Consider the following 24,598-nt stretch of genomic DNA (forward strand, 5'->3'; position numbering starts at 1 on the left):
TAATTGTTTGAGAGCGAATGCGCAAGCTCGGCTTGATGCTGCCGTCACCCGCTCGATACTCGCCAGGGAGGCTGCAGTGCCTCCCTGGATTATTTCAACCGAAATTCACGCATGGCCAAATCAACGAATGAATGTCGACAGCATTTGAAACTGCGTCAGAACAAACTTGCGGCGGACTGATCCTTAACCGTATCGATTGGGGGCGAGGTCTCCCTTCGTACATGAAAAGAAGAACAGCACGATCAGGTATAAAAAGAGCAGAATCCCGGGAATGACCAGAAAAAAACCAATCCACTCCGAATTCTCGCTGTAGAACAGTGCTGGAAACAGGAATGGCAGAATCAGGGTGAACGCCGGGATCATCAGAAACAGTCCGCCGATCCACCACCCTGAGCGGTTGATATCATGCAGGCGCCTCCATCCCACTGCCAGCGAAGGTAAAAGAAGACCTAGCCAGACGAGCGAACTGACTGGTCCATAGTCTTCCCCAAACGATGAAGTACCAAAGATGATTGAGTCGATGATCGACGCAATCATGTTGACAAAAATCGTGAAAAGAACGAAGTACCAATACTCGGAACGACTCGCTCTCCCCGAGAAATTCGCGTATTTATTCAAACACGTCGCAACAGCGCCGCTGAAGGTGCGACTAGGCGAATGAATATAAAGCCCGTCTGCTCCAATGTGCGGATTGCCGTTTCCCGGGCTCATCGCCCCTGAAGATCCAGACACCTTCGCATCGAAATACGTACCGGACCCTGACTTGACATCATTCATGCCGGATTCGGACGACCCATGACCTGGCGTGCGGCCAATTGGAGGCGGAACAGATTGCTTGAGGCCATTAAAGTGACGATCAGCCCTTTCCCAGTCCGCCATCCCCTCGGCCCAAACCAGTGTGGACGGATTAATGATGCCCTGCGAGATCAGACTCTCGAACTCGTCTGAGCGAACAGGGCCAACCTGTTTACCTTGAACCACGTAGTACCAGAGCTTTGCAATAGCCATACTGACCGATCCTTGCTTTTAATGTACAGCCTGATCATCTGACTGATAACGAGAACCTGAACCACCCCATGACTAAAGTCAGGGGCTTGCGCTCACAGTTGGTCATGTTACGCGAGCCAGTCCAGCAGTCCAGATACAACCATCATTGCGCGTTGTGACTCATTGGAAGACTACAACGGCCACACAGCAACTCGGCCTGACTCGATGCCCACGCTTTTGTATCACAGCCAGAACAGCTGAACTTCACCCTATCGACCTCCTTTCGGGGAGCAGGTGTAATCACGACCGATCGATCCGGGTTCGCAGGTACGATCGTCTGTACCGGTGGTGGCGTGAACTCCACCGCAAAACCCGACTCCTTCAGTGCCTGCTGACGTTGCTCGGCTGTGACCGACTCCCTTGGTGAGTAGCGGTCAAACCAGGACAACTCAAACCCATCGGCCAGCAGTCCCTTGCAAGACGCCATGAAAGGGCCTTCAGGCAGTATGTAGTGACTGACTGCTCGACCGACGGACTCACCACCAGGCAACCCGGTTGAACTGGGCTCTAGCCCGACGGATCGCATTCTGTCGGCCCACTCACGGTTGTGAGGATTAGATCGCGTCGGACTCCCGAAACAATCCTGCCAGTGGTGAACCATTTCATGAACCAGCGTTGAAAGAACTTCCTCAACGGGTCGAAGGGTAAAGAACCCTGGATGCAGGCCGAGCTCATCGATCATCTGCCCCTGACGATTCACGAACCGCTCCTTGTGATGATAGCCATAGTGACGACTCGAAGATCGCAATGTAATCAGGCATGGGGGCAAGCGACCTTCGAAGAGATCTCGATTGAAGTGATCGAAAGCCCGCTGCAACTGGGCGTAGAAAGCCACAGTCGGCATGCAGGCAGGCGGATCAGAAACATGGACATTCGGCTCACCGGAATTATCTGGCGCGGTCATCTCGACACTCTCATCTGATTCACAACGGGGCGTACTGGATTAAGGTTACAAGGAAACAGGGGTCGGACTGGCAGCTCGCATTGACAATATAAGCGAGTCACACAACTCCCTGAAGACAACTATTCTTTAGTGGCTGATTCAGGTGTGGAAGTACAACCTCATCGGATTTCGGCGAAAAACGACCATAGACGTCGCACTCATCCATTACGGCAAGACATCGACCGATTGCAATATTCATCGCATCAACCATCCATGAATCAAGCCTGACATGGCAGTACACCAGACAATACATAGAACTCACTCGAACACCCGCCTGGCACTCAGGACAATTGTCGACACGATCGACACAGATCGCTTCACCCGGATACCGTGCTACACGAACACACGCATCATTTGCGAGAGGGTCATCGAAGTCAACTTACGGTTATCGCAAACTGCCATCGAGACACTGCACCAGATCTGGCGACAGAAGGATCATCTCGGAGAAACTGATACCGCTCACCGCCGAGCTCTATACATGTGACTCCGATCGGAAGAGGGAATGGATAGGCAGCCTTTGACTCAAAATAACTTGCTGTCTTATGGAAGTCCAGATCAAACACACCGAGAACGGATACGCATTCATCAACTTCAGTTTTCTGGGACCAGGATGTCCATGACTACCCAACCCGATACCAGATAGCCAGTCAAGTTTGCGCTCGAGTTGATCAAACGGATTCCTAGAGGTCGCGATATCACAGCGAGTGAGTTGCACAGATATTGAATGGCCTGCGGAACTGAACGCAGCAAGCGCAGCATCGAAAGACAACTTGAGAATCTGGTCAGGAAGTTTGCTCTCGAGCGATACGACCGAAGCAAACCGTTTTTGGGTATCGCTGGAAAGTACAGGCTCGAGGGCTCTGCCTGCCAATGCTCAATGAGCAGGAATCCCTGTTGCTGGCACTCGCACATCAGTACTTGCAGAACCGGCTACCCGTTTCCGCGATGCAGTCCATGGAAGGCCATGGAAGGCTTCTTCTTCCAGGCCCGCAGTAATCTGGCCGGTGCCGAGAGATCAACGCCAGAGAGCCTGTGGTTGCGCAAGGTGCGGGTGGTCATTGCGACTCAGCCCCTGATGCCAGCCAGGATCCATTCCGACGTATTCGAAGCAGTCACAGCCGCGCTCTACAGCAATCTCCGGCTGAACATTGACTATCTGAACGTTTCCAGAAAACAGGCGGCCAGCTATCGTGTTATGCCACTAGGCCTGGCCCAAAAAGGTCCCCGACGGTATCTGGTGCGTCGATTCGAGGGCGACGACAATGAACGCAGTCTCGCCATCCACCGCATCCAGCAGGCAGAGGCATCCGGATTGAACTTCGAGTCGACAGCTCAGTTCAGTCTGGCTTGCTATGACGCAGAGGGACGGTTCGGTTCTGGGGAAGGAAGAAAGATCCAACTATCCTTCTGCATCACGCGAGAGGCTGGCCAGCATCTGCTGGAAACGCCTCATTGCGCAGACCAGGTCGTCGAAAAAATCGCGTATGGACTTCAGGTGGTACATGCCACCGTCATTGACTCCGGTCAGTTGACATGGTGGCTCAATGGTTTCGGCCAGGACGTCTGGAACATCCGGAACATCCGGAACATCCGGAAGTGCCCGGCCGCCTCTACTAATACTTGAACGCTAATACAGCAAACTATCGTGGCAACAAATTCGCCTTGGCCAAGTCAAGCACCTCACCCATGCGTCCATCCATGACGGCGCGCAATCCCCAGAGACTGAACCCTTTGACCTGTTCGAGATGAATAGTTGGTGGCAGGATCAGTTCCTGCTTGGCGGTCACTACATCAAGCAACGCCGGGCCATCATGAGCCAGAAACTCGTCAATCGCTGACGGTAGCTGACTCGCCTTCTCGACCCTTACTCCATACAGACCGATGGCTCGTGCAAGCGCTGCAAAATCCGGGTTCTCGAGATCAACGCCAGTCTCCACAAAACCAGCCGCTTTCATCTCGATGGCGACAAACCCAAGCACACCGTTATTGAAGACGACCACTTTGACAGGCAGATTATGCTGCTTGAGCGAAATCAGATCCCCCATCAACATCGACAGTCCACCGTCGCCAGAAAAAGTGACAACCTGACGCCTGGGGCTGGCTGCCTGAATACCGATCGCTTGTGGCATGGCATTGGCCATCGAACCATGAGCCAGTGACCCAATCAACCGGCGCTTGCCATTCATCTTGATGTAACGGGCAGCCCAGACAGTGCAGGTTCCCACATCAGCCGTGAACACGGCAGCATCAGACGCCTTGTCACTTAGCAGACTCGCCAGGTACTGCGGATGAATCTGTTCGCGACCCTCATGACTGACGGCCAGACTGTCGAGTCCTTCGCGCGCCTTGCCATAATGGACCAGAGACGCATCCAGAAACGCTCGGTCCTTCTTCTCGGCCAGATGAGGCAGAACCGCCCGTATGGTTTGGGCGACGTCGCCAACGAGTCCGAGAGAAATCCTGGCGCGACGGCCCAGGTTTTCAGGTCGGATATCGATCTGAATCACTTGAACGTCCTGCGGCAGAAACTGCTTGTACGGGAAGTCGGTACCGAGCATCAGCAGCAGATCACAACTGTGCATGGCAACATAACCGGATGAGAACCCGATGAAGCCAGTCATCCCAACGTCAAACGGATTGTCATATTCCACATGCTCCTTGCCGCCCAGCGCATGCACAATGGGACTTTTGAGCGTGCTGGCAAGTTCAAGCAACTCTGCGTGAGCCCCGGCACATCCGCGCCCCGCAAAAACGGTGATCCGCCTGGCGTCGTTAAGCGCTTTGGCAAGAGACAGGATGTCGCTGTCTTGCGGCACCACCTTGGGCACTGATGGCAAAAGGCCCGCTTTGCTACTGTTTCCAGAAACTGGAACCGATTCCAGGGCAATGTCCCCAGGGATGACGACGACCGCTACGCCTCGCTTGCCGACAGCAGCCCGGATCGCATTGTCCAGCACAAATGGTAGTTGCCGAACATCGGAAACAAGTTCGCAGTAATGGCTACATTCACGAAACAGTTCCTGTGGGTGTGTCTCCTGAAAGTAGCCTCCACCAATCTCGGCGGACGGGATATGAGCCGCAATCGCCAGCACCGGCGTTCGCGTTCGGTGTGCATCAAACAGACCGTTAATGAGATGCAGATTACCGGGGCCACAGGATCCCGCACAAACGGCTATCTCTCCCGTAATCTGGGACTCCCCGCAGGCAGCAAATGCGGCGACTTCCTCGTGTCGCAACCCCACCCACTCAATATCCGGCTGCTGCCTGACGGCCTCTGTCAACCCATTCAGACTGTCTCCGACTACACCGTAGATTCGTTTGACACCAATCTCGACCAACGTGTCAATGATCAGGCTTGCTCCGTTTCTCGTCTTCATGCAACACCCATACTGATGAACTCTCCCATTGCTAAACCCCTTGCGTCGTTGTAGCGGGGGTTTCGCGGGTCACAGACTTTGACTTGGCGCGTTGCCGCGCCAGCGGTCCTGGTCTCGCCGCCGCCGCCCGTTCCAGGCATGTGCGCATCGTTCAATTGGCTCGTTTCACGAACCGACCCGGTTCGTCCGTGTCCGCTCAACGTCAGAATCCGGAAGCCCTCCACACAAAAGCACAGCATGGATAAGACCGGGGTACAAAGTGTGCGTGCGTAATCTCGGGCACATGAAACACGTCCACGCCAACGTTGTCATGACTGGCCTCGATATTACTTGGAAAGCATGAAGGCAGCTACAGAATTCGAATGCGGTACACGCCAGAAAAAGTGGATCACGCGCAGACTTGATGCAAACACTTCAAACCGACCACACACACACCTTGATCGATCAACGCCTGAGCAAGTCGCTGTTTCGGTACACTTCAAAGCAATCATCCAATTTATGAGAATTTTGAGAGGGTTTTCAACCAATGAACGCATCATCGCGCCGTATGCTTGCTGTCGATGCCCCCATCATCCCTACCGTTGCGGCGCTGGTTCGTGACAATCCTGGCACGATCTCGCTTGGTCAGGGCGTCGTGAATTACGGACCTCCGCAGGCTGCAATCGATGCAATCCCGGATCTCATGCGTGATGTCCAACTCAACAAGTACCAGGCAGTCCTGGGACATCCGGCGCTCGTTGAGGCCCTCTCTTCCAAGCTCAGCCAGGATAACGATATCGGGCTGGACGGGCAGTCCACGCTCATGGTGACTGCTGGCAGCAATATGGCCTTCCTGAACTGTCTACTGGCCGTCACCGACCCGGGTGACGAGGTGATTTTGCCTTTGCCGTTTTATTTCAACCACGAAATGGCGATCCGGATGTGTGGTTGTGTGCCCGTAACCGTGCGCACCCATGACGACTGGAGTCTCGACGTGGACGCTATCAGATCCGCTATCACCCCACGCACACGGGCAGTTGTGACTGTCTCGCCCAACAATCCCACAGGTGCGGTCTACTCGAAGGAATCGCTGATCGCAGTCAACACCCTCTGTGCGGACAATGGTCTATACCATTTCAGTGATGAGGCATACGAATATTTCACCTATGAAGGACGAACACAGTTCTCCCCAGGCTCGCTACCCGGAGCATCCGGCCACACCATTTCGTTCTTTTCCATGTCAAAGAACTACGGCATGGCAAGCTGGCGCGTCGGATACGTCGTGTTTCCAAGTCGCCTGACCGAAGCTATGACCAAGGTCCAGGACACCAACCTGATCTGTGCGCCAGTCGTGTCGCAACTGCTGGCAGTCGAAGCACTCAAGCACGGCCGCGAGTGGATCGCACCGAAGGTAGAAGCACTTTCCAAAGTGAGGCTGGATGTTTTTGAAGTGCTCTCCACACTGGGTGACATTGTTCAGTTTCCCAAGACAGAGGGAGCGTTTTACATTCTGATGAAGTTGCCGCCACTGGCAGAAGGATCTGATCCGATGGCATTCAATCGCCACATGGCACAGCAACACCAGGTCGCAACAGTACCGGGCTTTGCGTTCGGTCTGACCGACCCGCAAACGGGCAACTATCAGCGCCTGTCTTATGGTGCACTGGATGCGCAGAGTGTGACTGAGGGCGTCAACCGATACGTCGAGGCAGTCAAAAGCTGGTACCAGATTTGACGCTCCCGGCTTGGCTTGTTCCAATATCGAAGGCACGATGAAGGTTATGCGCGCTCCTATATGAGATGACAGGAGTCACGCATCTGATAGCGCCTCGTAGCATCGTACGAGACGGCTGATGACATCAGACTTGATCGAATGGCGATGAGTGAGAATACCAATCACCCGTCGGTGCGACTCATCTCTCAAAGGCCGTTTGCGGATCTCCAGACTATTAATGAGCTTGGAGTCAATGTCCGGCACGACTGATACGCCTAGCCCTGCCTCCACCATGAGTGCAATCGCAAGAATGGAGCTCAACTCCACCACCTCGGTTGGATGAACATTCAAGTTCACCAGGAATCGCTCTGCCTGCTTGCCCCCAGCCAGGTTGCGGTCATAGCGAATGAGCGGATTCTCTCTGAGCAATGTTTCAGGATCATCCTCTTTCGTTCGCGCTGACGTCAACAAAACCAGTGGCTCCTGTCGGAAGACGTGCCAGAGCATGGACTTTGGGAAAGCAAAGTTCGGTTCGATACAGATCACGGCGTCGAGCTCATTGTTTTGCAAGCAGCCGATCAATTCGGACGAGTGTCCTGAACGGATCGATACATGAAGTGAGGGGCACTCTGACCTTAGACTATTGAGCACTCTGGGCAAGAAACTCAGTAGTGCCGTGTTGATGGCTCCTAGGCGCAACTCCCCGGCAAGAGGGCTGATATTGACCATGAATTTCAGATTATCAACGCTCGCCACAATCGCTCTGGCATTGGCTGCCAGCATATGTCCGGCCTGCGTCGGCCTGACCGTCCTGCCAGCACGCTCGACCAGCTGCACCTCAAGCTCCTTCTCCAGAGCCCGTATCTGCTGAGCCACAGCAGCCGGCGTGATATCCAGGCGACGAGCCGCTTCGGACATAGAGCCAGAGTCAACGGTAAGCAGAAAACTTCTCAAAAAATCAGTATCCATATAACAATAGTAATTGTATTAATTGATACAACATAAAGATAGTTTATCTTTAGTTAGCCAGGTTGCAGAATATTGTCATCATCTATCAGGTAACGTGATATGCGAAGCAAACTGTTCGTCCCGGGTTCAAGACCCGAGTTATTCAACAAGGCGTTGACTGGCCCATCCGATGGGTTGTCCTTCGACCTGGAAGACGCTGTCAGAGAAGAGCGCAAGCAGCAAGCAAGATCCGAACTTGCCACATTTCTTTGTTCGGACGCAGTCATCCAGTCCGACAAGACCATGATTGTCCGCGTCAATGGTCTGGAGACATCACACTTTCTGGCTGATCTGGAATCTGTGGTGTGTGCACGCATCGACATTATCAACATTCCCAAAGCAGAGTCAGCCGAAGATGTGCGATACGCCGCCCGATGTATCGAACAGGCGGAGCAACGCAAAGGTCTCGGTGGTGCGCGACAGCAGCCGATCCAGATATTGGTCAACATCGAAACACCTAAGGCGCTTCGAATTGCCCATGAGCTCGGTGCAGCGGACAAGCGCGTGTTCGGGTTGCAACTCGGTCTGGGAGATCTGTTTGAGCCTCACGGCATCGACCGTCGCCAGCCTGTGGCAATCCAGGCAGCCATGTTTCAGATTGCCATGGCTGCCCATGAGAATGGATTGCGTGTGTATGACGGTGCATTCGCCAATGTGAGCGACAAGGACGGATTCCGCAACGAGGCCCTACTCGCGAAAAGCCTTGGCTTTGACGGTAAGAGCTGTATTCATCCGTCGCAGGTCGATTCCGTCAACGAAGTGTTTAGGCCAACGCAAGAGGAAATCGAGTTTTCTTTGAAAGTCGTGCAAGCAGAAGCGCAGGCAAAGGAAAGCGCCGTAGGCGCATTTTTAGTGGAGGGCAGGATGATTGATGCACCGTTCGTAGAACGTGCCAACAGCATTCTGAAAATGGCAAAACAATTGGGACTGATTACACAATGAAAAAAATTCTATCCATGGCAGTGCTGTCAAGTGCACTTGCCTTTACTACGATTCAGCCCGTGGCTGCGCAGAGTGCATTCCCGGACAAGACAATCACGATCGTGGTCCCCTATTCGGCAGGTGGTTCGAACGATCGCTTTGCCAGACTCGTTGCCGGTGGTCTGAGCAAAGAGCTGGACGTCCCGGTGGTAGTCGATAACCGTCCGGGTGCGAGTGGCGTGACCGGATCCATGCAGGTTGCCCGTGCTGCACCTGACGGATACACCCTGTTAGTCGTTTCCTCAAGCATGACAACCAATGAGGCGGTACGCCCGAGAGAAGACTTCAACCCCGTCAAAAATCTGACTCCGGTTGCCATGCTGGCAAAGGGGCCCTTTATTGTGGCAGTCAACAATGAGTTTCCCGCTAAAACACCACAGGAGTTCGTTGAGCTGATCAAGGCAAACCCCGGAAAATTCAACTATGCATCATCCGGCATCGGCAGTAGCAACCAGTTTGCAACCGAATTGCTGCAGATGTTGGCTGGTCTGGAGTCTGTTCACGTTCCATACAAAGGCATGGCGCAAGCGACCACTGATCTGATCGGTGGTCAGACCGAGATTCTGATCGCGAGCGGTCCATCTTTACTGCCCCACATCCGGGGTGAGCGGGCTCGTGCAATTGGTGTGACGAGTCTGAATGAAAGTGCGATCGCACCCGACCTGGTCCCGATTTCCAGCGTTGTTCCCGGCTATGAATTTGAGCTATGGTGGGGTGTGTTCGCACCGGCCGGATTACCAGCTGACATCCAGGAATTGCTGAACACCAAGATCAATGCGGTGATTAATGCGCCCGAGATGCGCCAGACTTTCCTCAATGATGGTGCAGAGGCGGCGCCGACATCCGCAGAAGACTTTGGCAAGCGTGTAGCTGATGATATCGATCGCTGGAAAGACCTCGCCAAACGCCAGAACATCACGGTTAACTGATCTATGAGTTTCGTATCCAATCAACGCGGTGGCCCATTATCCGGGGTCAAGGTTCTTGATCTAAGTGCATATATTGCCGGACCCTATGGATGTGCCCTGCTCGCAGATCAGGGCGCAGATGTGATCAAAGTCGAGTCCCCGGCGGGTGACAACCTGCGCAACTATCCCTCCACCCTTGAGAATGAAAGCCGTGCGTTTCTAGGAGTCAACCGCAGTAAGCTTGGCCTGGTGCTTGACCTCAAAAGCGAAACGGACAAAGGCCACCTGCTTGATCTGGTACGAGACGCTGACGTGCTGGTTCACAACTTCAGACCTTCCGTTCCAGCCAGACTGGGGATTGACTACGACACTCTCAGCCAGACCAACCCGAGGCTGATCTACTGTGCACTCACCGGGTTCGGCGATGCGGGTCCTCTGAAAGACAAAGCGGGATACGATCAAGTGTTGCAGTCCATGACTGGAATGTGTGCCATGCAGGCCAAGCCCGACGGTCCCCCAGAAATTCTGTACGGTTCAGTCGTGGACTTTTATGCTGCTGCCATGCTCAGCTCAGCGGTCAGCTCTGCCCTCTACGAACGTGAAAAAAGCGGTACAGGCCAATATGTCGGGGTATCGCTCATGCGTGCGGCCCTCACGATGCAGTCAACACGATTAGTCTGGGCCGACAACGAAGGCAGTGAAGTCAGTCGAGACATGCGATCGGGCGGGGTCACCGGCATACACCCGACCCTGGATGGATACATCTACATTTCAGCCAACACGCCCCGCTTCTGGCAGGCCTTATGCGATAAAACCGGGGTCAGCCACCTCGCCAAGGACGAGCGATTCGACACGGTCAAAAAACGTGCGATGCACAAAGACGAAATCGTTTCGACGTTACGTGAAGCTCTGAGCAAGAAGTCCGCGCTGGAGTGGGAGGCCATTTTCGGTGATGAAGTTCCATGCTCTGCCGTGCGTCGGGTAGAAGATATGTTCGATCACCCACAGGTGCTTGCGCAGGAGTTGATTGGATCTTTCGACTACCCCGGAGTGGGCGAATATCGTGCTTTTCAGAATCCGTTTCACTTCGGACGGACACCCTGCCCTCCTGCCTCACCTGCACCAGCCCTTGATCAACACGGTGACATGATAAGAAGCAGCATCGAACGTGCTGGCAAAGAATGAGATGCAAGGATACCGAACCAGCACCTACGCTTAACAGATGACAACAACTGCCAGAATGTTGTCTGGTTTCCTGCCTCAGGTTCCAGGGAGTCGTGTCTCGATCCAGACACTCCTGGAACCTGTTTCTGCTGTCAATCCGCTGTATTAGCCCTGATTGAGCAGATAGGCAGCCCGTCTCGCAACCACCATCGGGTTGCGTCAGGCACGACGAGCAAATCGGGTTAACCGCGAGAAGCTGACCCCTCCTGCGAACAATCCGGCCAATGCACCAAGCCAGAGTGCCGTCTCAATACCATCAACCGGACGGATCGACAGACAGAACGCCACAGCCGCCGCCCCGATTGATTGTCCAAGCAATCGGGAAGTAGCAAGAATACCCCCCGCACTCCCGCTGCGTTCGCGTGGAGCGCTACTCATGAGTGCAACCATGTTGGGAGACTGAAACAACCCAAAACCGATTCCACATAGAATCAGTCGCCAGGCGATGTCAAATATCCCGGCGGACTCAGGCATCGTAGAAATCAAACCAAGACCAATAGACACAATCAACATCCCGATACCACCAAGCATTCCAGGCGCGATGCGCTCAGACAAGGGAGCAGCAACCAATGTCATCAGTGCCAGCGTTGCTGGCCAGGGGGTGATCAATAGTCCTGCCTCAACCTGGCTATACCCGAGCTTGAACATAAAAAGCATCGGCAAGGCCACAAACACGAGTCCTTGAACGGCGAAGGAACAGATCGCGGTAATAGACGAGAGCGCAAAAATCCGAATACGGAATAAATCGAGCGCTAGCACTGGTGCGGTCACGCCCGCTTCCCGTTTTCGCAAAAAGTAGGCCAAGACAACCGTAAGGCCAAGTGCCGTCAATGCAACCGACCAACGGAGGTGACCGGCATTCGAAATCACGGTCAACAAGGCTGCAAACATCAATGCACATATTGAGGCTGCTACCTTGTCAAAACGTCGGACATTGCGCTCGGTGTCAGGCAAACCCATAGTAGCCATCAGCAGCGCGACCAAGGCCACAGGCACATTAAGAAAGAACAGCCATGGCCAATCAGCCACAGATAGAACAGCAGACGTGGTGGTGGGTCCAGCAGTAAATGCCACTCCCACTACCATCGCGTACAAACCGAGCCCACGTCCAAGCTTGTTTGGCGGATAAACGCACTTGATCAGAGCAGGCGTTGTGGCCGAAACTGCTGCTGCCCCCAGGCCGACCAACCCGCGTGCCGCCGTGAGTCCAGCCAGTGATCCAGACGTTCCTGCAAGTACAGAACCTGCTGCAAATACCACTAATCCAAGCATGAAGACCTTACGATGCCCAAAAATCTCGCCAAGGGCAGCCAACGGCAGCAAAGCTGAGACGACCGCTAGGTAATAAGTATTGATAATCCAGATGGTACTTGCGGGGCTTACACCGAGCCCGGAAGCAATAGCGGGTATGGCTGTACTCGTAAGCGAAATATCCAACGTGACGATAATGACCCCCAGCATGATCGCGAAGATTGCTCCGCGATCCAACCTGTGCGGTTGGGCATCCAGATCAACGATAGCCATCAACATAACTCCAAAAACCATGAAAGGACCGTGCGATCATTAATGATCAAATCTGCAACAAGGGTCTCACTGAAAACCTTCGCTAGTTAACGCTCATGAGCACCCTAAATATAGGCGAACAGACAAGCACATGCCTTGCTAGCGTGACCTGTACCAACTCGTCCTTGTTGACGACACCACGCTCTTGACACAAACGACCTTGACAAAGCAAGGCGTTCTCTCCTGACACAAACAAGCTACTCTTACCCGGGGTGAAGCCCAGGAAAACGTAGGATTGAATGAGGTTGTTCTGGCGTCTATGGTGAAACGCATGCGGCACAGACCTGAGCTTTCATTCTGTCTGTCTCCTGGCAGCCACTTCGCGAGTCAAACACTGAACCAGACAGGAACAAGCTCTTCATGGAAATCATTCATGCAAAAGGTCTACCAGCACCCAAAGGCCATTACAGTCTGGCAATCCTGTCAAATGGTCTGCTGTTCGCCTCGGGCATTCTGCCCGAAGAACTCCCTGCTAGCCAGACGGATAGCTTCGAGCGCCAGGTGATATCTGCTCTTAAACGCGCCAAAGGAGTACTTGAAGCAGGCCACAGCTCAATGAATCAGATCAATGAACTTTCCCATCGCTAAACTCCTTGCGTCGTTGTAGCGGGGGTTTCGCGGGTCACAGACTTTGTCTTGGCGCGTTGCCATGCCAGCGGTTTGAGTCTCGCCGCCACGCCCGTCCCAGGCGTGTGCGCATCGATGAGGTCCTCGCATGCGCTGTTTTGATCGCGCAGCATCGTGAGACCCCAGTGCGTTTCGTAGTACCCGCAGGGGTGCGCCCATGCAGGGCGCACCAAGTAAAAAACCCTCGCTTTTGAGGGCGAGGGTTTTTTGTAATGAGGAGCCTGACGATGACCTACTTTCACAGATGTCCATCCACTATCATCGGCGCAAAGGCGTTTCACTGTCCTGTTCGGGATGGGAAGGAGTGGTGCCACCTTGCTATGGTCGTCAGGCGAAGGGGTTGGCGGTACTGGGGTTGAGTCCAGTTCCGCCGGATCGGGAAGAAGCGTGTTCAACGAGTCGCTGCGCAAGTGGCAGCGGGGTTGGATGTATGGTGTTGGTTGCGTTTTGAGGCGCACTATTGACTATTTTGTTTCGGCACACTTGGCTATAACCAGCAAAGTTATAGGATCAAGCCGCACGGGCAATTAGTATCGGTTAGCTAAGTGCATTACTGCACGTACACACCCGACCTATCAACGTTCTGGTCTTGAACGACCCTTCAGGGGGCTCGAGGCCCCGGGATACCTAATCTTCAGACGAGTTTCCCGCTTAGATGCCTTCAGCGGTTATCTCTTCCGTACTTAGCTACCCGGCAATGCCATTGGCATGACAACCGGTACACCAGAGGTACGTCCACTCCGGTCCTCTCGTACTAGGAGCAGGCTCCGTCAAGTATCCAACGCCCACGGCAGATAGGGACCAAACTGTCTCACGACGTTTTAAACCCAGCTCACGTACCTCTTTAAATGGCGAACAGCCATACCCTTGGGACCGGCTACAGCCCCAGGATGAGATGAGCCGACATCGAGGTGCCAAACACCGCCGTCGATATGAACTCTTGGGCGGTATCAGCCTGTTATCCCCAGAGTACCTTTTATCCGTTGAGCGATGGCCCTTCCATTCAGAACCACCGGATCACTATGTCCTGCTTTCGCACCTGTTCGACTTGTCAGTCTCACAGTCAAGCACGCTTATGCCATTGCACTATCAGCACGATTTCCGACCGTACCTAGCGTACCTTCGAACTCCTCCGTTACACTTTAGGAGGAGACCGCCCCAGTCAAACTGCCCACCATGCACTGTCCCCAACCCGGATCACGGGCCAAGGTTAGAATCGCAAACAAACCAGGGTGGTATTTCAAGGATGGCTCCACGCGATCTGGCGACCACGTTTCTGCGCCTCCCACCTATCCTACACAAGCCGGTTCACAATCCAATGCAAAGCTACAGTAAAGGTTCATGGGGTCTTTCCGTCTAGCCGCGGGTAGATTGCATCATCACAAACACTTCAACTTCGCTGAGTCTCAGGAGGAGACAGTGTGGCCATCGTTACGCCATTCGTGCAGGTCGGAACTTACCCGACAAGGAATTTCGCTACCTTAGGACCGTTATAGTTACGGCCGCCGTTTACCGGGGCTTCGATCAAGAGCTTGCACCCCATCACTTAACCTTCCGGCACCGGGCAGGCGTCACACCCTATACGTCGACTTTCGTCTTGGCAGAGTGCTGTGTTTTTAATAAACAGTCGCAGCCACCGATTCTCTGCGGCCCCTTCATGCTCCGAGCGCAGGCTCTTCACACTACCGGGGCATACCTTCTCCCGAAGTTACGGTATCAATTTGCCGAGTTCCTTCTCCTGAGTTCTCTCAAGCGCCTTGGAATATTCATCCCGTCCACCTGTGTCGGTTTGCGGTACGGTCTCGTATGGCTGAAGCTTAGAGGCTTTTCCTGGAACCACTTCCAATCACTTCGCGACACTTGGTCGCTCGTGCCACACCCTTGAATCACGCGCCCGGATTTGCCTAAGCGCCTTCTACAGTGCAGCAACAGGGACTTCCAACACCCTGATGACCTTCCGCGATCCGTCCCCCCATCGCACCATACGACGGTACTGGAATATTAACCAGTTTCCCATCAGCTACGCATCTCTGCCTCGCCTTAGGGGCCGACTCACCCTGCGCCGATGAACGTTGCGCAGGAAACCTTGGACTTACGGCGAGGGGGCTTTTCACCCCCTTTATCGCTACTCATGTCAGCATTCGCACTTCTGATACCTCCAGCAGCCTTTACAAGCCACCTTCGCAGGCTTACAGAACGCTCTCCTACCGCGTGTACAAAGTACACACCCGCAGCTTCGGTCTATCGCTTAAGCCCCGTTACATCTTCCGCGCAGGACGACTCGATCAGTGAGCTATTACGCTTTCTTTAAAGGATGGCTGCTTCTAAGCCAACCTCCTGACTGTCTATGCCTTCCCACTTCGTTTCCCACTGAGCGATAGTTGGGGACCTTAGCTGGCGGTCTGGGTTGTTTCCCTCTTGAGTCCGGACGTTAGCACCCGGTGCTCTGTCTCCCACGCTGTACTTGCCGGTATTCGGAGTTTGCCATGGTTTGGTAAGTCGCCATGACCCCCTAGCCATAACAGTGCTCTACCCCCGGCAGTAATACGTGAGGCACTACCTAAATAGTTTTCGGAGAGAACCAGCTATTTCCAGGTTTGTTTAGCCTTTCACCCCTATCCACAGCTCATCCCCTAATTTTTCAACATTAGTGGGTTCGGTCCTTCAGCACGTGTTACCGTGCCTTCAACCTGGCCATGGATAGATCACCTGGTTTCGGGTCTACACCCAGCGACTGAATCGCCCTGTTCGGACTCGCTTTCGCTACGCCTGCCCTATTCGGTTAAGCTTGCCACTGAATGTAAGTCGCTGACCCATTATACAAAAGGTACGCAGTCACCCCTCAAGGAGGCTCCTACTGTTTGTATGCATGCGGTTTCAGGATCTATTTCACTCCCCTTCCGGGGTTCTTTTCGCCTTTCCCTCGCGGTACTGGTTCACTATCGGTCGATCACGAGTATTTAGCCTTGGAGGATGGTCCCCCCATCTTCAGACAGGATTTCACGTGTCCCGCCCTACTTGTCGTACGCCTAGTTCCACAATCGTGATTTCGTCTACAGGGCTATCACCTGCTATGGCCACGCTTTCCAGCGTATTCAACTATCACAACTGCTAAATCGTACAGGCTGATCCGATTTCGTTCGCCACTACTTTCGGAATCTCGGTTGATTTCTTTTCCTCGGGTTACTTAGATGTTTCAGTTCACCCGGTTCGCCCTCGCTGGCCTATGTATTCAGCCAGGAGTACCTCCCTTACAGAAGGTGGGTTTCCCCATTCGGATATCTGCGGATCAAAGCTTGTTTGCCAGCTCCCCGCAGCTTTTCGCAGGCTGCCACGTCCTTCTTCGCCTGTGATCGCCAAGGCATCCACCACATGCACTTAGTCACTTGATCCTATAACCTTGCAGGCTATAGGCTTTACTTGCTTTGCTGAGTTTTCGCGTTTGTGTGCCGTTCTTCCTTTCAAGGCTCCAATCCTGTCATCTGCGTCTTGCAACACACACGACCCGATCGGTCTCGAGTAAGAACAAATTACTACTAATGCAATCACAACCCGTATTCACGTCACTGCGCACACCCTCAAACTCGCCCGCCTCCTGTAAGGCCGGCCCGCTTGACAATGCACCACGCAAATACTATTTTCTCGTTGTGCTTCTTCCTGATTGTTAAAGAACAAAGTGTTAAGTCTCTCGACTACGCAAAGTGCTGCCGCTTCACCGCAAACCCGACTCTCGCCTGACTTGCCGCACTACAACAGCCCTCTGCACAGTACGCAGAGATGAAATCTCTAGCCAAGCCCGCCACTATAGCACACTTGCCTAAAACACCTCAGCTCTACACACTGGTGTTGGTGGAGGATGACGGGATCGAACCGACGACCCCCTGCTTGCAAAGCAGGTGCTCTCCCAGCTGAGCTAATCCCCCAGTACCCGATCTTGGTGGGTCTGGTTGGATTCGAACCAACGACCCCCGCCTTATCAAGACGGTGCTCTAACCGACTGAGCTACAGACCCAACCGACCCAGCATCTCTTAACCCTTTGAACATCCGAACAACCGATAAGTGTGAACAGCTAACTTGCCAACTCCCCCTGGCGCACTGCACTGAACCTACATCCAGTCCAACACCAGAGCCTTTCTCTTAAAGGAGGTGATCCAGCCGCACCTTCCGATACGGCTACCTTGTTACGACTTCACCCCAGTCATGAATCCCACCGTGGTAATCGCCCTCCTTGCGGTTAGGCTAACTACTTCTGGTGAAACCCACTCCCATGGTGTGACGGGCGGTGTGTACAAGACCCGGGAACGTATTCACCGCGACATTCTGATCCGCGATTACTAGCGATTCCGACTTCATGCAGTCGAGTTGCAGACTGCAATCCGGACTACGATCGGGTTTCTGGGATTAGCTCCCCCTCGCGGGTTGGCAACCCTCTGTCCCGACCATTGTATGACGTGTGAAGCCCTACCCATAAGGGCCATGAGGACTTGACGTCATCCCCACCTTCCTCCGGTTTGTCACCGGCAGTCTCATTAGAGTGCCCTTTCGTAGCAACTAATGACAAGGGTTGCGCTCGTTGCGGGACTTAACCCAACATCTCACGACACGAGCTGACGACAGCCATGCAGCACCTGTGTTCCGGTTCTCTTGCGAGCACTCCCAAATCTCTTCGGGATTCCAGACATGTCAAGGGTAGGTAAGGTTTTTCGCGTTGCATCGAATTAATCCACATCATCCACCGCTTGTGCGGGTCCCCGTCAATTCCTTTGAGTTTTAATCTTGCGACCGTACTCCCCAGGCGGTCAACTTCACGCGTTAGCTGCGCTACCAAGGCCCGAAGGCCCCAACAGCTAGTTGACATCGTTTAGGGCGTGGACTACCAGGGTATCTAATCCTGTTTGCTCCCCACGCTTTCGTGCATGAGCGTCAGTGTCATCCCAGGGGGCTGCCTTCGCCATCGGTGTTCCTCCGCATATCTACGCATTTCACTGCTACACGCGGAATTCCACCCCCTCTGACGCACTCTAGCCCGGTAGTTAAAAATGCAGTTCCAAGGTTAAGCCCTGGGATTTCACATCTTTCTTTCCGAACCGCCTGCGCACGCTTTACGCCCAGTAATTCCGATTAACGCTTGCACCCTACGTATTACCGCGGCTGCTGGCACGTAGTTAGCCGGTGCTTATTCTGCAGGTACCGTCATCCACCCGGAGTGTTAGCCCGGGCGATTTCTTTCCTGCCAAAAGTGCTTTACAACCCGAAGGCCTTCGTCGCACACGCGGGATGGCTGGATCAGGGTTGCCCCCATTGTCCAAAATTCCCCACTGCTGCCTCCCGTAGGAGTCTGGGCCGTGTCTCAGTCCCAGTGTGGCTGGTCGTCCTCTCAAACCAGCTACGGATCGTTGCCTTGGTAGGCCTTTACCCCACCAACTAGCTAATCCGATATCGGCCGCTCCAATAGTGAGAGGTCTTGCGATCCCCCCCTTTCCCCCGTAGGGCGTATGCGGTATTAGCCACTCTTTCGAGTAGTTATCCCCCGCTACTGGGTACGTTCCGATACATTACTCACCCGTTCGCCACTCGCCGCCAGACCGAAGTCCGCGCTGCCGTTCGACTTGCATGTGTAAAGCATCCCGCTAGCGTTCAATCTGAGCCAGGATCAAACTCTTCAGTTTAATCTCTGTATTACTCCATACTGACAGATCGCTCTGCCCGTACGGCGCTTGTACTCAAAAGCTTGACAAGGTGCCTAAAGCCCTAAAGCTCCAGACTTCCTTACCTTGCTTCAATGTGAGCACACTTCTATTGCTTGATGACTCCAGCATCGCCCGGCACCACTTGCGCAGCACCAGCCAACACTTCAAAGGTCGTCAGCGATATCAGCTGCCCACACTTATCGGTTGTTCAATTGTTAAAGAGCGTCTCGACTTCCTGTCGATTCCAGAATTATAACACACTCCGGAAGATCCTGCAACTTACTGCGATTTGCCAGAAGTTACTGCTTTTTCTGACCGCGTTCGGCGCTTTTACAGCACCGCCGCCTCGCACTTCCCGCTGTCCGTTCGTTTGTTCGTTCAGCAAAGAAGCGAGATTATGAACCTCTTTTTTCTTGCTGTCAAATCAACCTGCCAGACATCAAAAATTTTATTTCCTGCACGTGACTGACATCAAGTTGTCACAAATCAGATCATAACCCTTTTTTAACAGTCATGGCAAACATGCCCGTTTTCGGCGCCTGTCATGCACGACTATCGCGCAGGACCGTTCGTTTGCTGGGCATGTACTATTGTCACAGTTCGAACAATGTATTCTGGACCCGGGGCAATTGCCGCAAAAATTGTCACCTTATTTCGCTGCGGCTCACAGCCGTCGCAGACCAGTTTACGGCTTTGCCCGAAGACGCAGCAATCGATGCGCATTCTTGTGTGAACAATATATCGACACAGACCATCAAGTCTGATTGAAAAAATCCGACATGGCGTGTTCAACCAGGTTCACACAACATCCGCCAAGTGCGAGCCCCTTGCCGTAGTCTTCCTTGACGATCGGGCCCGGATCAAGCACCGTCCTTTACACACACCTCAATTTGAGGATAATTTAGTTTCTTTCCAGACAAAGTCAGGAACACAACTCCGATAAACAAGAGAACTATTCACTCGCTCTTGTTTGGCTGCCTCCGCACGATCACCTCTCTCGCCTGTGCACAAACGATTCCAAGACTCGATCCGGAAACTTACTGCAAAGAGGTCGCACAGTTCGCCGGGGGTTCTGCAATGATCTATTCCGGCTGCATCGATAGCGAGCAACTTTCCTATGACAGCCTCAAACCACACTGGCCCGCTCTGCCCGCCAGTGTCCGGTCGGCTTCGCATTAAAGGTTCGCACGCGAACCAGTCGGACTAGCAAGGGGAATGCGCGGGCAAGTGTTCACAAGCAAGCACCTGTTGGACTCTGCATTTTGAACGCCTTCGGTCCAATCGCCCTCATCTATCAATTAGCACAGGCGCCAGCCGCAGTGTCCAGGGAAGCCCAGAGCCAGGCAGTCAAATCCACATCAGCCTTAACCAATGACTTGCGCTAGCCGGAGCTAGCATTGCTGGCAGTCAGACAGCAACGCAGACACTAACTGCCCAGCTACTCATCCCTGGTTCTCATCATTTCCCTCATTCGCATCATCATCAAGGTGAAACACATGAAGGATTCTGTGCAGAATCGGAGCCATCAACAGACCCAGAATGGCAACGAACACAACACTCGTATACGCACCATAAAGCGCCAAAAAAACCTTACCTTCCACAGTGACCGGCAACATGGTCGGCCCAATGCCGCTGGCAATCATCGCCATATTCAGCGCAGCGTCATACCACTTGACGCCCTCTTCAATCCACATGTAACCCAGTATGCTGCACAACAGAGAGACCAGGATAAAGGCGAAGGCCAACACCACGTGGATGAACATGCGCACCACAAACCGCCCTCTCGTGATGACCCCCTCAGAACGCGACTCATACATGTCCCTCTCCTTGACCGATCGTTGGGGAGGATCCTACAACAAAAAAAACTTTACCCCAACACAGGCCCAAGCACATTGATCGCTTTCCGGACTCCTCAATCGCTGCACCAGGAGGGTCGGTTCGGTCTCCTCTGCCACGGAGGAGACAAAATTCCTGCCGCACCAGACAAGTGCAATATGATCCGGACGAGGCATGTCGCACACGCAGATCAAATGCACAATCGGTTCCGAAACTGCCTGGAGAAAAGTTTACGGTGACTGGCGATAAGCCTGCAAGAACAGACCGAGTACGAGCAGGCATTGGTGAATGCCAGAAACTCGACTTTCGCTTCCTTAAAAGGAGTAACCTGCCAGTTTGAGGGTACCCAGATGGGCATAGCCTTGGCGGGTATTGTTGACAGAAGCTTAACCCAGCAAGCCTGACAACCGGAACTGCCAAAACAGCGAGAGAACCGGCACGGCAGTTAACCACCGGCGAGGGCAACCGATGTCATGAAGACTTGAAGAATACTGCCCCGCTCGGTGAAGAACTTTACGGACGAGAGACCACTCCCGAATCTGCTTTCAAGACGCTTAAACGCATCCAGAAACAAAAAAGCCAACCTGATTAGATTGGCGTTTTGCTTGAATTTTTTGGGGTGACTGATGGGGCTCGAACCCACGACAACCGGAATCACAATCCGGGACTCTACCAACTGAGCTACAGTCACCGCTGAAAGAAACAGAATTCTAGCACGATTCCAGAAACAATAAAATCGAGTGCACCAGAACTGTTGACCAAATCAGGCTGAAGCACAGGATTCGACTGAAGTGCATCGTGCAGATCGGAGCAGAAACTCACTGACCACTTTGACAAACAACTCTGGCTCATCCTTCATAGGACTATGCCCCGCCCCTTCGAAGCGCACCAACTCGCTTCCGGTAAGGCGAGCCAGATCGACGACTGCGTCAACTGGACAATCCCTGTCCTTGTCCCCGTGAATGATCAGACTCGGCGCGTTGAGCACCGGAGGCGCAGTCAAGAAGTCTACGTCTCTGAACCCCTTCCAGGCAGAAATCGCAACATCTACCGAACACACATTCACCATGCCATCCGCTGGCACTCTGCGACCCACGGCACGCTGCAAGTCGGCCGGAGTCAGATCAGGGAACAGCCGTCGGGAGTTAACTGAATCAGGCGAGCCTGAAACAAAGATCCAGCGGGCGACCCGACTGGCGACTGATCTGCCCGACAAACCCCAACCAACCGAAGCACCCATGCTCCATCCTAGAATTGAGACAGGTTGATCCATTTCCATTACTACCGCCTCCGCGTCGTCTACAAACCTCTCCAACAAATACGACTCTGGATCATCAGGACAACCTGACCCACCTCGCCCCCTTAAGTTAGGCATCACATACCTGAAGTTACCAGGGAGAAGGCCAATCAAAGGGAACCATATATCCGCACACCGTTGCAAGCCATGCACCAGTAAGACGGGTTCGCCGCAGCCGTGAGCAAAACACTGAATGGCAACGCCATCTCTGGACCGAACATAGAATTCTTCCAAGTGCATCCAACCAATCCTAAAAAAGTCACTGTTCAAGTCTGATTCTGTTGCTCTGGATCAAACGCCCCCACTTCGCACGCTCCGCCTTTGTGAACTCATCCAGTTGCTGCGGGCCAGATCCGACGACCACAATGCCCTGCCTGGTCAGACTCTCCCGCCATTGAGGGTCTGAAGTCACCTTTCCAATGGCCTTTTCGAGTTTGACGATAATCTCAGGCGGCGTTCCGGCGGGCGCCATGATCCCCATCCACCCAGACACATCAAAGTTGTCGAAACCTTCTTCCTTGAAAGTCGGAACATCTGGAAGCAGAGGAAACCGCTCCGGCGTTGCGACGGCAAGGATCTTTACTTTCCCGGCATCAACCAGTGGGACTGTTCCAGAGATGTGATAGAACACAAAATCAAGTCGACCAGCAGCCAGATCTTGCATCACCCCTTTGGTGTATGGAATGTGAGCAACGGAGATTCCTGCCGCATCCTTCAACAACTCGGCAGCCAAATGCAAGGACGTCCCGTTTCCTGAAGATCCATAGTTCAAAGAGTCAGGTGCGGCCTTCGCTGCACCAACAAGATCCTGAACCGAACTGAACGGAGAGTCTGCCGGCACTGCCAGAACATTAGGGTTTGTCGTGAACAACGACACCGATGTGAAGTCTTCTTCGATGTCATAGGGAATCTTGTCATACAAGAATTGATTTACCGACAGGATTCCGACAGTGCCGGAAAGCAAGGTATAGCCATCGGGCCTGGACCTTGCAACCGCCTGGGTACCGACCATGCCACTCGCTCCCGAAATATTCTCAACCACAAAGTTCTGACCAAGCTCCTTCGAGAGTCTTCCAGCCAGATCACGAGTCAAGACATCTGGCGTACTTCCGGGCCCAAACGGAACAATCATTCTGACGGGGCGTTCCGGATAATGATCCGCTGATGAACTGGCGCTCGCGCAAAACGAAACACTGACAACTAACGCCGAAGAGATAAGCGTGGCTATGCGGTGCATTCTGGATTTCATGTTGTCGCCTCCTATATTTGTTCCTCGTAGTCTATTCATGCAAACAATGCCAGACAATCAATATAATTTGATCAATTATGGGCATAAATCCAAACAATCTAACTCTCCGTCAATTGAGGGCGTTTCGCAGCGTGGCACGAGCAAGGTCTTTCACACTTGCAGCCAGAGCGTTGCACATAACGCCGTCAGCGCTTTCCGAGTTAATAAAACAACTGGAATCAACTCTCGGAGCAAGGCTCTTTGATCCAACAACGCGCAAAGTCACCTTGACCCTAGTAGGCGAGCAGTTCTTCGATGACATCGAGGAAATCCTCGGCGATCTCGATCACTCCCTGCAGCGGATTCACGAGGGAATTGTCGGGGATGGATGGGTGAAAATTGCAGGATCACCCGCGGCCCTGAAAGGCATCGTCATACCGAACCTGGCTGGCATGCGCGAGCGATATCCGAAAGTCAAAGTTTCATTGACTGAGGGTGGAGCAAAAGAGATATTCGATGAAATCCAAAGCGGCAGTGCTGATTTCGGAATTGGCTCCATCAATCCGGAACACGAAGCGGAGCTAGACTGCTGGGCCCTATTTGTGGACAGGCTCGGTTTAGTTGCATCCGCAGATCACAGGTTGCTCACACAAAACAGGGACGCAATCGATATTCAGGACCTCGAGGGACTGAGTTTTGTCGGGTTGACAGAGAACACTTTGATCGACCAGATTCTTGCAAGCCACAAATCGGCGCCAGCCTCTGTGACCGAGCCATCTATGAGGGTGTCGAACCCTACCCTCTTGATTTCAGCGCTGATGGAGAACCTGGGTGTCTCTGTTCTCACCGCACTGACCTATCATTTCATCGATAACCCACGCATTGGCTTCAAACTCTTTTCCGACCCGCGACTGTCAAGACGCATACAACTGTTCAGAAAACAAAGCCGGACTCTTTCTCCACCGGCGATGATTGTCTGGGACGAAATCTACCGCCACAAACTGTCAACCCCCTCAATCTGCGGAGTCACGGTCGAACCATAGGGTCAGCAGCCAAGACACAACCCGTCAGTCGCGACATCCTGACGCGGATCCTGCCACACAACGGAGATAATGCGCGACAATGGCGGAGTCGATCAAAACACGAGCTTCCCTCGTTGATCCCCGGAGTTTTTC

At 53.4% G+C, this 24,598-nt stretch carries 16 protein-coding genes, 3 tRNA genes, 3 rRNA genes and 1 pseudogene; 8 read left to right on the top strand and 15 right to left on the bottom strand.

Going from position 1 to position 24,598, the window contains the following annotated elements:
- Window positions 1-183: 183 nt before the first annotated feature.
- Together DBV39_RS07835 and DBV39_RS07840 are read right to left on the bottom strand one after the other, a co-directional pair.
- Window positions 184-1,008, bottom strand: coding sequence for a DUF805 domain-containing protein (locus tag DBV39_RS07835; RefSeq protein WP_108621063.1), 825 nt, complete (start codon window positions 1,006-1,008; stop codon window positions 184-186).
- A 142-nt stretch (window positions 1,009-1,150) separates the two neighbouring features.
- Complete coding sequence (locus DBV39_RS07840; protein WP_227870859.1) at window positions 1,151-1,951, bottom strand: SprT-like domain-containing protein; 801 nt, start codon at window positions 1,949-1,951, stop codon at window positions 1,151-1,153.
- Between the two features lie 1,003 nt (window positions 1,952-2,954).
- Between DBV39_RS07840 and DBV39_RS07850 the strand changes: the two genes are divergently transcribed.
- On the top strand, window positions 2,955-3,614 hold the full coding sequence (locus DBV39_RS07850) for a helix-turn-helix transcriptional regulator (protein WP_227870860.1): 660 nt from the start codon (window positions 2,955-2,957) through the stop codon (window positions 3,612-3,614).
- Window positions 3,615-3,630: 16 nt separating this feature from the next.
- On the opposite strand, the gene poxB is transcribed toward DBV39_RS07850, so the two are convergent.
- Complete coding sequence (poxB, locus tag DBV39_RS07855; RefSeq protein ID WP_108621065.1) at window positions 3,631-5,367, bottom strand: ubiquinone-dependent pyruvate dehydrogenase; 1,737 nt, start codon at window positions 5,365-5,367, stop codon at window positions 3,631-3,633.
- Between the two features lie 526 nt (window positions 5,368-5,893).
- On the opposite strand from poxB, the gene DBV39_RS07860 reads away from it, so the two are divergent.
- A complete protein-coding gene (locus tag DBV39_RS07860; RefSeq protein ID WP_108621066.1) occupies window positions 5,894-7,081 on the top strand; it encodes a pyridoxal phosphate-dependent aminotransferase in 1,188 nt (395 codons plus the stop codon).
- A 75-nt stretch (window positions 7,082-7,156) separates the two neighbouring features.
- Here DBV39_RS07860 and DBV39_RS07865 read toward each other — a convergent pair whose 3' ends face one another.
- A complete protein-coding gene (locus DBV39_RS07865; protein ID WP_227870861.1) occupies window positions 7,157-8,014 on the bottom strand; it encodes a LysR family transcriptional regulator in 858 nt (285 codons plus the stop codon).
- 114 nt (window positions 8,015-8,128) lie between these two features.
- Between DBV39_RS07865 and DBV39_RS07870 the strand changes: the two genes are divergently transcribed.
- The 3 genes from DBV39_RS07870 to DBV39_RS07880 are packed head-to-tail and all read left to right on the top strand — an operon-like array spanning window position 8,129 to window position 11,142.
- Window positions 8,129-9,010 (top strand): HpcH/HpaI aldolase/citrate lyase family protein, encoded by an 882-nt coding sequence (locus DBV39_RS07870; RefSeq protein WP_108621068.1) that lies wholly within the window; start codon window positions 8,129-8,131, stop codon window positions 9,008-9,010.
- On the top strand, window positions 9,007-9,978 hold the full coding sequence (locus DBV39_RS07875) for a tripartite tricarboxylate transporter substrate binding protein (protein ID WP_227870862.1): 972 nt from the start codon (window positions 9,007-9,009) through the stop codon (window positions 9,976-9,978). The genes DBV39_RS07870 and DBV39_RS07875 overlap by 4 nt, the downstream gene beginning before the upstream one ends.
- Window positions 9,979-9,981: 3 nt before the next feature.
- Entirely contained in the window at window positions 9,982-11,142 is a 1,161-nt protein-coding gene (locus tag DBV39_RS07880; RefSeq protein WP_108621069.1) for a CaiB/BaiF CoA transferase family protein, read from the top strand.
- A 198-nt stretch (window positions 11,143-11,340) separates the two neighbouring features.
- On the opposite strand, the gene DBV39_RS07885 is transcribed toward DBV39_RS07880, so the two are convergent.
- Window positions 11,341-12,705, bottom strand: coding sequence for an MFS transporter (locus tag DBV39_RS07885; RefSeq protein ID WP_108623169.1), 1,365 nt, complete (start codon window positions 12,703-12,705; stop codon window positions 11,341-11,343).
- Between the two features lie 399 nt (window positions 12,706-13,104).
- On the opposite strand from DBV39_RS07885, the gene DBV39_RS07890 reads away from it, so the two are divergent.
- Complete coding sequence (locus DBV39_RS07890) at window positions 13,105-13,332, top strand: Rid family hydrolase (protein WP_108621070.1); 228 nt, start codon at window positions 13,105-13,107, stop codon at window positions 13,330-13,332.
- Here DBV39_RS07890 and DBV39_RS07895 read toward each other — a convergent pair.
- From DBV39_RS07895 to DBV39_RS07945, 10 genes are all read right to left on the bottom strand, one after another.
- A complete protein-coding gene (locus DBV39_RS07895) occupies window positions 13,329-13,484 on the bottom strand; it encodes a hypothetical protein (protein WP_227870863.1) in 156 nt (51 codons plus the stop codon). The genes DBV39_RS07890 and DBV39_RS07895 overlap by 4 nt on opposite strands.
- 106 nt (window positions 13,485-13,590) lie before the next feature.
- A 5S ribosomal RNA gene (rrf, locus tag DBV39_RS07900) occupies window positions 13,591-13,703 on the bottom strand.
- Window positions 13,704-13,877: 174 nt separating this feature from the next.
- Window positions 13,878-16,763: ribosomal RNA gene (locus tag DBV39_RS07905) — 23S ribosomal RNA — on the bottom strand.
- 455 nt (window positions 16,764-17,218) lie between these two features.
- Window positions 17,219-17,294 (bottom strand) — tRNA-Ala (locus DBV39_RS07910).
- Window positions 17,295-17,306: 12 nt separating this feature from the next.
- A tRNA-Ile gene (locus DBV39_RS07915) sits at window positions 17,307-17,383 on the bottom strand.
- 128 nt (window positions 17,384-17,511) lie between these two features.
- A 16S ribosomal RNA gene (locus DBV39_RS07920) occupies window positions 17,512-19,041 on the bottom strand.
- Together the 16S, 23S and 5S rRNA genes with 2 tRNA genes alongside form the textbook arrangement of a ribosomal RNA operon.
- Window positions 19,042-20,504: 1,463 nt before the next feature.
- Window positions 20,505-20,879, bottom strand: coding sequence for a hypothetical protein (locus DBV39_RS07925; RefSeq protein ID WP_108621071.1), 375 nt, complete (start codon window positions 20,877-20,879; stop codon window positions 20,505-20,507).
- Between the two features lie 634 nt (window positions 20,880-21,513).
- Window positions 21,514-21,589, bottom strand: a tRNA-His gene (locus DBV39_RS07935).
- 72 nt (window positions 21,590-21,661) lie between these two features.
- Window positions 21,662-22,435, bottom strand: coding sequence for an alpha/beta fold hydrolase (locus tag DBV39_RS07940; RefSeq protein WP_108621073.1), 774 nt, complete (start codon window positions 22,433-22,435; stop codon window positions 21,662-21,664).
- 19 nt (window positions 22,436-22,454) lie between these two features.
- Window positions 22,455-23,444 (bottom strand): Bug family tripartite tricarboxylate transporter substrate binding protein, encoded by a 990-nt coding sequence (locus DBV39_RS07945; protein WP_159078873.1) that lies wholly within the window; start codon window positions 23,442-23,444, stop codon window positions 22,455-22,457.
- Window positions 23,445-23,521: 77 nt separating this feature from the next.
- Here DBV39_RS07945 and DBV39_RS20615 point away from each other — a divergent pair.
- Window positions 23,522-23,668 (top strand): annotated as a pseudogene (locus tag DBV39_RS20615) (LysR family transcriptional regulator); the annotation flags it as partial.
- A 42-nt stretch (window positions 23,669-23,710) separates the two neighbouring features.
- Window positions 23,711-24,466 (top strand): LysR family transcriptional regulator substrate-binding protein, encoded by a 756-nt coding sequence (locus DBV39_RS07950; protein ID WP_265416048.1) that lies wholly within the window; start codon window positions 23,711-23,713, stop codon window positions 24,464-24,466.
- The last annotated feature ends 132 nt before the right edge of the window (window positions 24,467-24,598 follow it).

The organism is Orrella marina (assembly GCF_003058465.1).
GTDB classification, from domain to species: domain Bacteria; phylum Pseudomonadota; class Gammaproteobacteria; order Burkholderiales; family Burkholderiaceae_B; genus Algicoccus; species Algicoccus marinus.

Bases quoted from the DNA above. Each gene is read 5' to 3' on its own strand.
- DBV39_RS07885 (WP_108623169.1), bottom strand. From the start codon at position 12,705: ATGGCTATCGTTGATCTGGATGCCCAACCGCACAGGTTGGATCGCGGA.
- DBV39_RS07880 (WP_108621069.1), top strand. From the start codon at position 9,982: ATGAGTTTCGTATCCAATCAACGCGGTGGCCCATTATCCGGGGTCAAG.
- DBV39_RS07925 (WP_108621071.1), bottom strand. From the start codon at position 20,879: ATGTATGAGTCGCGTTCTGAGGGGGTCATCACGAGAGGGCGGTTTGTG.
- DBV39_RS07850 (WP_227870860.1), top strand. From the start codon at position 2,955: ATGGAAGGCTTCTTCTTCCAGGCCCGCAGTAATCTGGCCGGTGCCGAG.
- DBV39_RS07860 (WP_108621066.1), top strand. From the start codon at position 5,894: ATGAACGCATCATCGCGCCGTATGCTTGCTGTCGATGCCCCCATCATC.
- DBV39_RS07895 (WP_227870863.1), bottom strand. From the start codon at position 13,484: ATGCTGCGCGATCAAAACAGCGCATGCGAGGACCTCATCGATGCGCAC.
- DBV39_RS07870 (WP_108621068.1), top strand. From the start codon at position 8,129: ATGCGAAGCAAACTGTTCGTCCCGGGTTCAAGACCCGAGTTATTCAAC.
- DBV39_RS07940 (WP_108621073.1), bottom strand. From the start codon at position 22,435: ATGCACTTGGAAGAATTCTATGTTCGGTCCAGAGATGGCGTTGCCATT.
- DBV39_RS07840 (WP_227870859.1), bottom strand. From the start codon at position 1,951: ATGACCGCGCCAGATAATTCCGGTGAGCCGAATGTCCATGTTTCTGAT.
- DBV39_RS07890 (WP_108621070.1), top strand. From the start codon at position 13,105: ATGGAAATCATTCATGCAAAAGGTCTACCAGCACCCAAAGGCCATTAC.
- DBV39_RS07945 (WP_159078873.1), bottom strand. From the start codon at position 23,444: ATGAAATCCAGAATGCACCGCATAGCCACGCTTATCTCTTCGGCGTTA.
- DBV39_RS07875 (WP_227870862.1), top strand. From the start codon at position 9,007: ATGAAAAAAATTCTATCCATGGCAGTGCTGTCAAGTGCACTTGCCTTT.
- DBV39_RS07835 (WP_108621063.1), bottom strand. From the start codon at position 1,008: ATGGCTATTGCAAAGCTCTGGTACTACGTGGTTCAAGGTAAACAGGTT.
- poxB (WP_108621065.1), bottom strand. From the start codon at position 5,367: ATGAAGACGAGAAACGGAGCAAGCCTGATCATTGACACGTTGGTCGAG.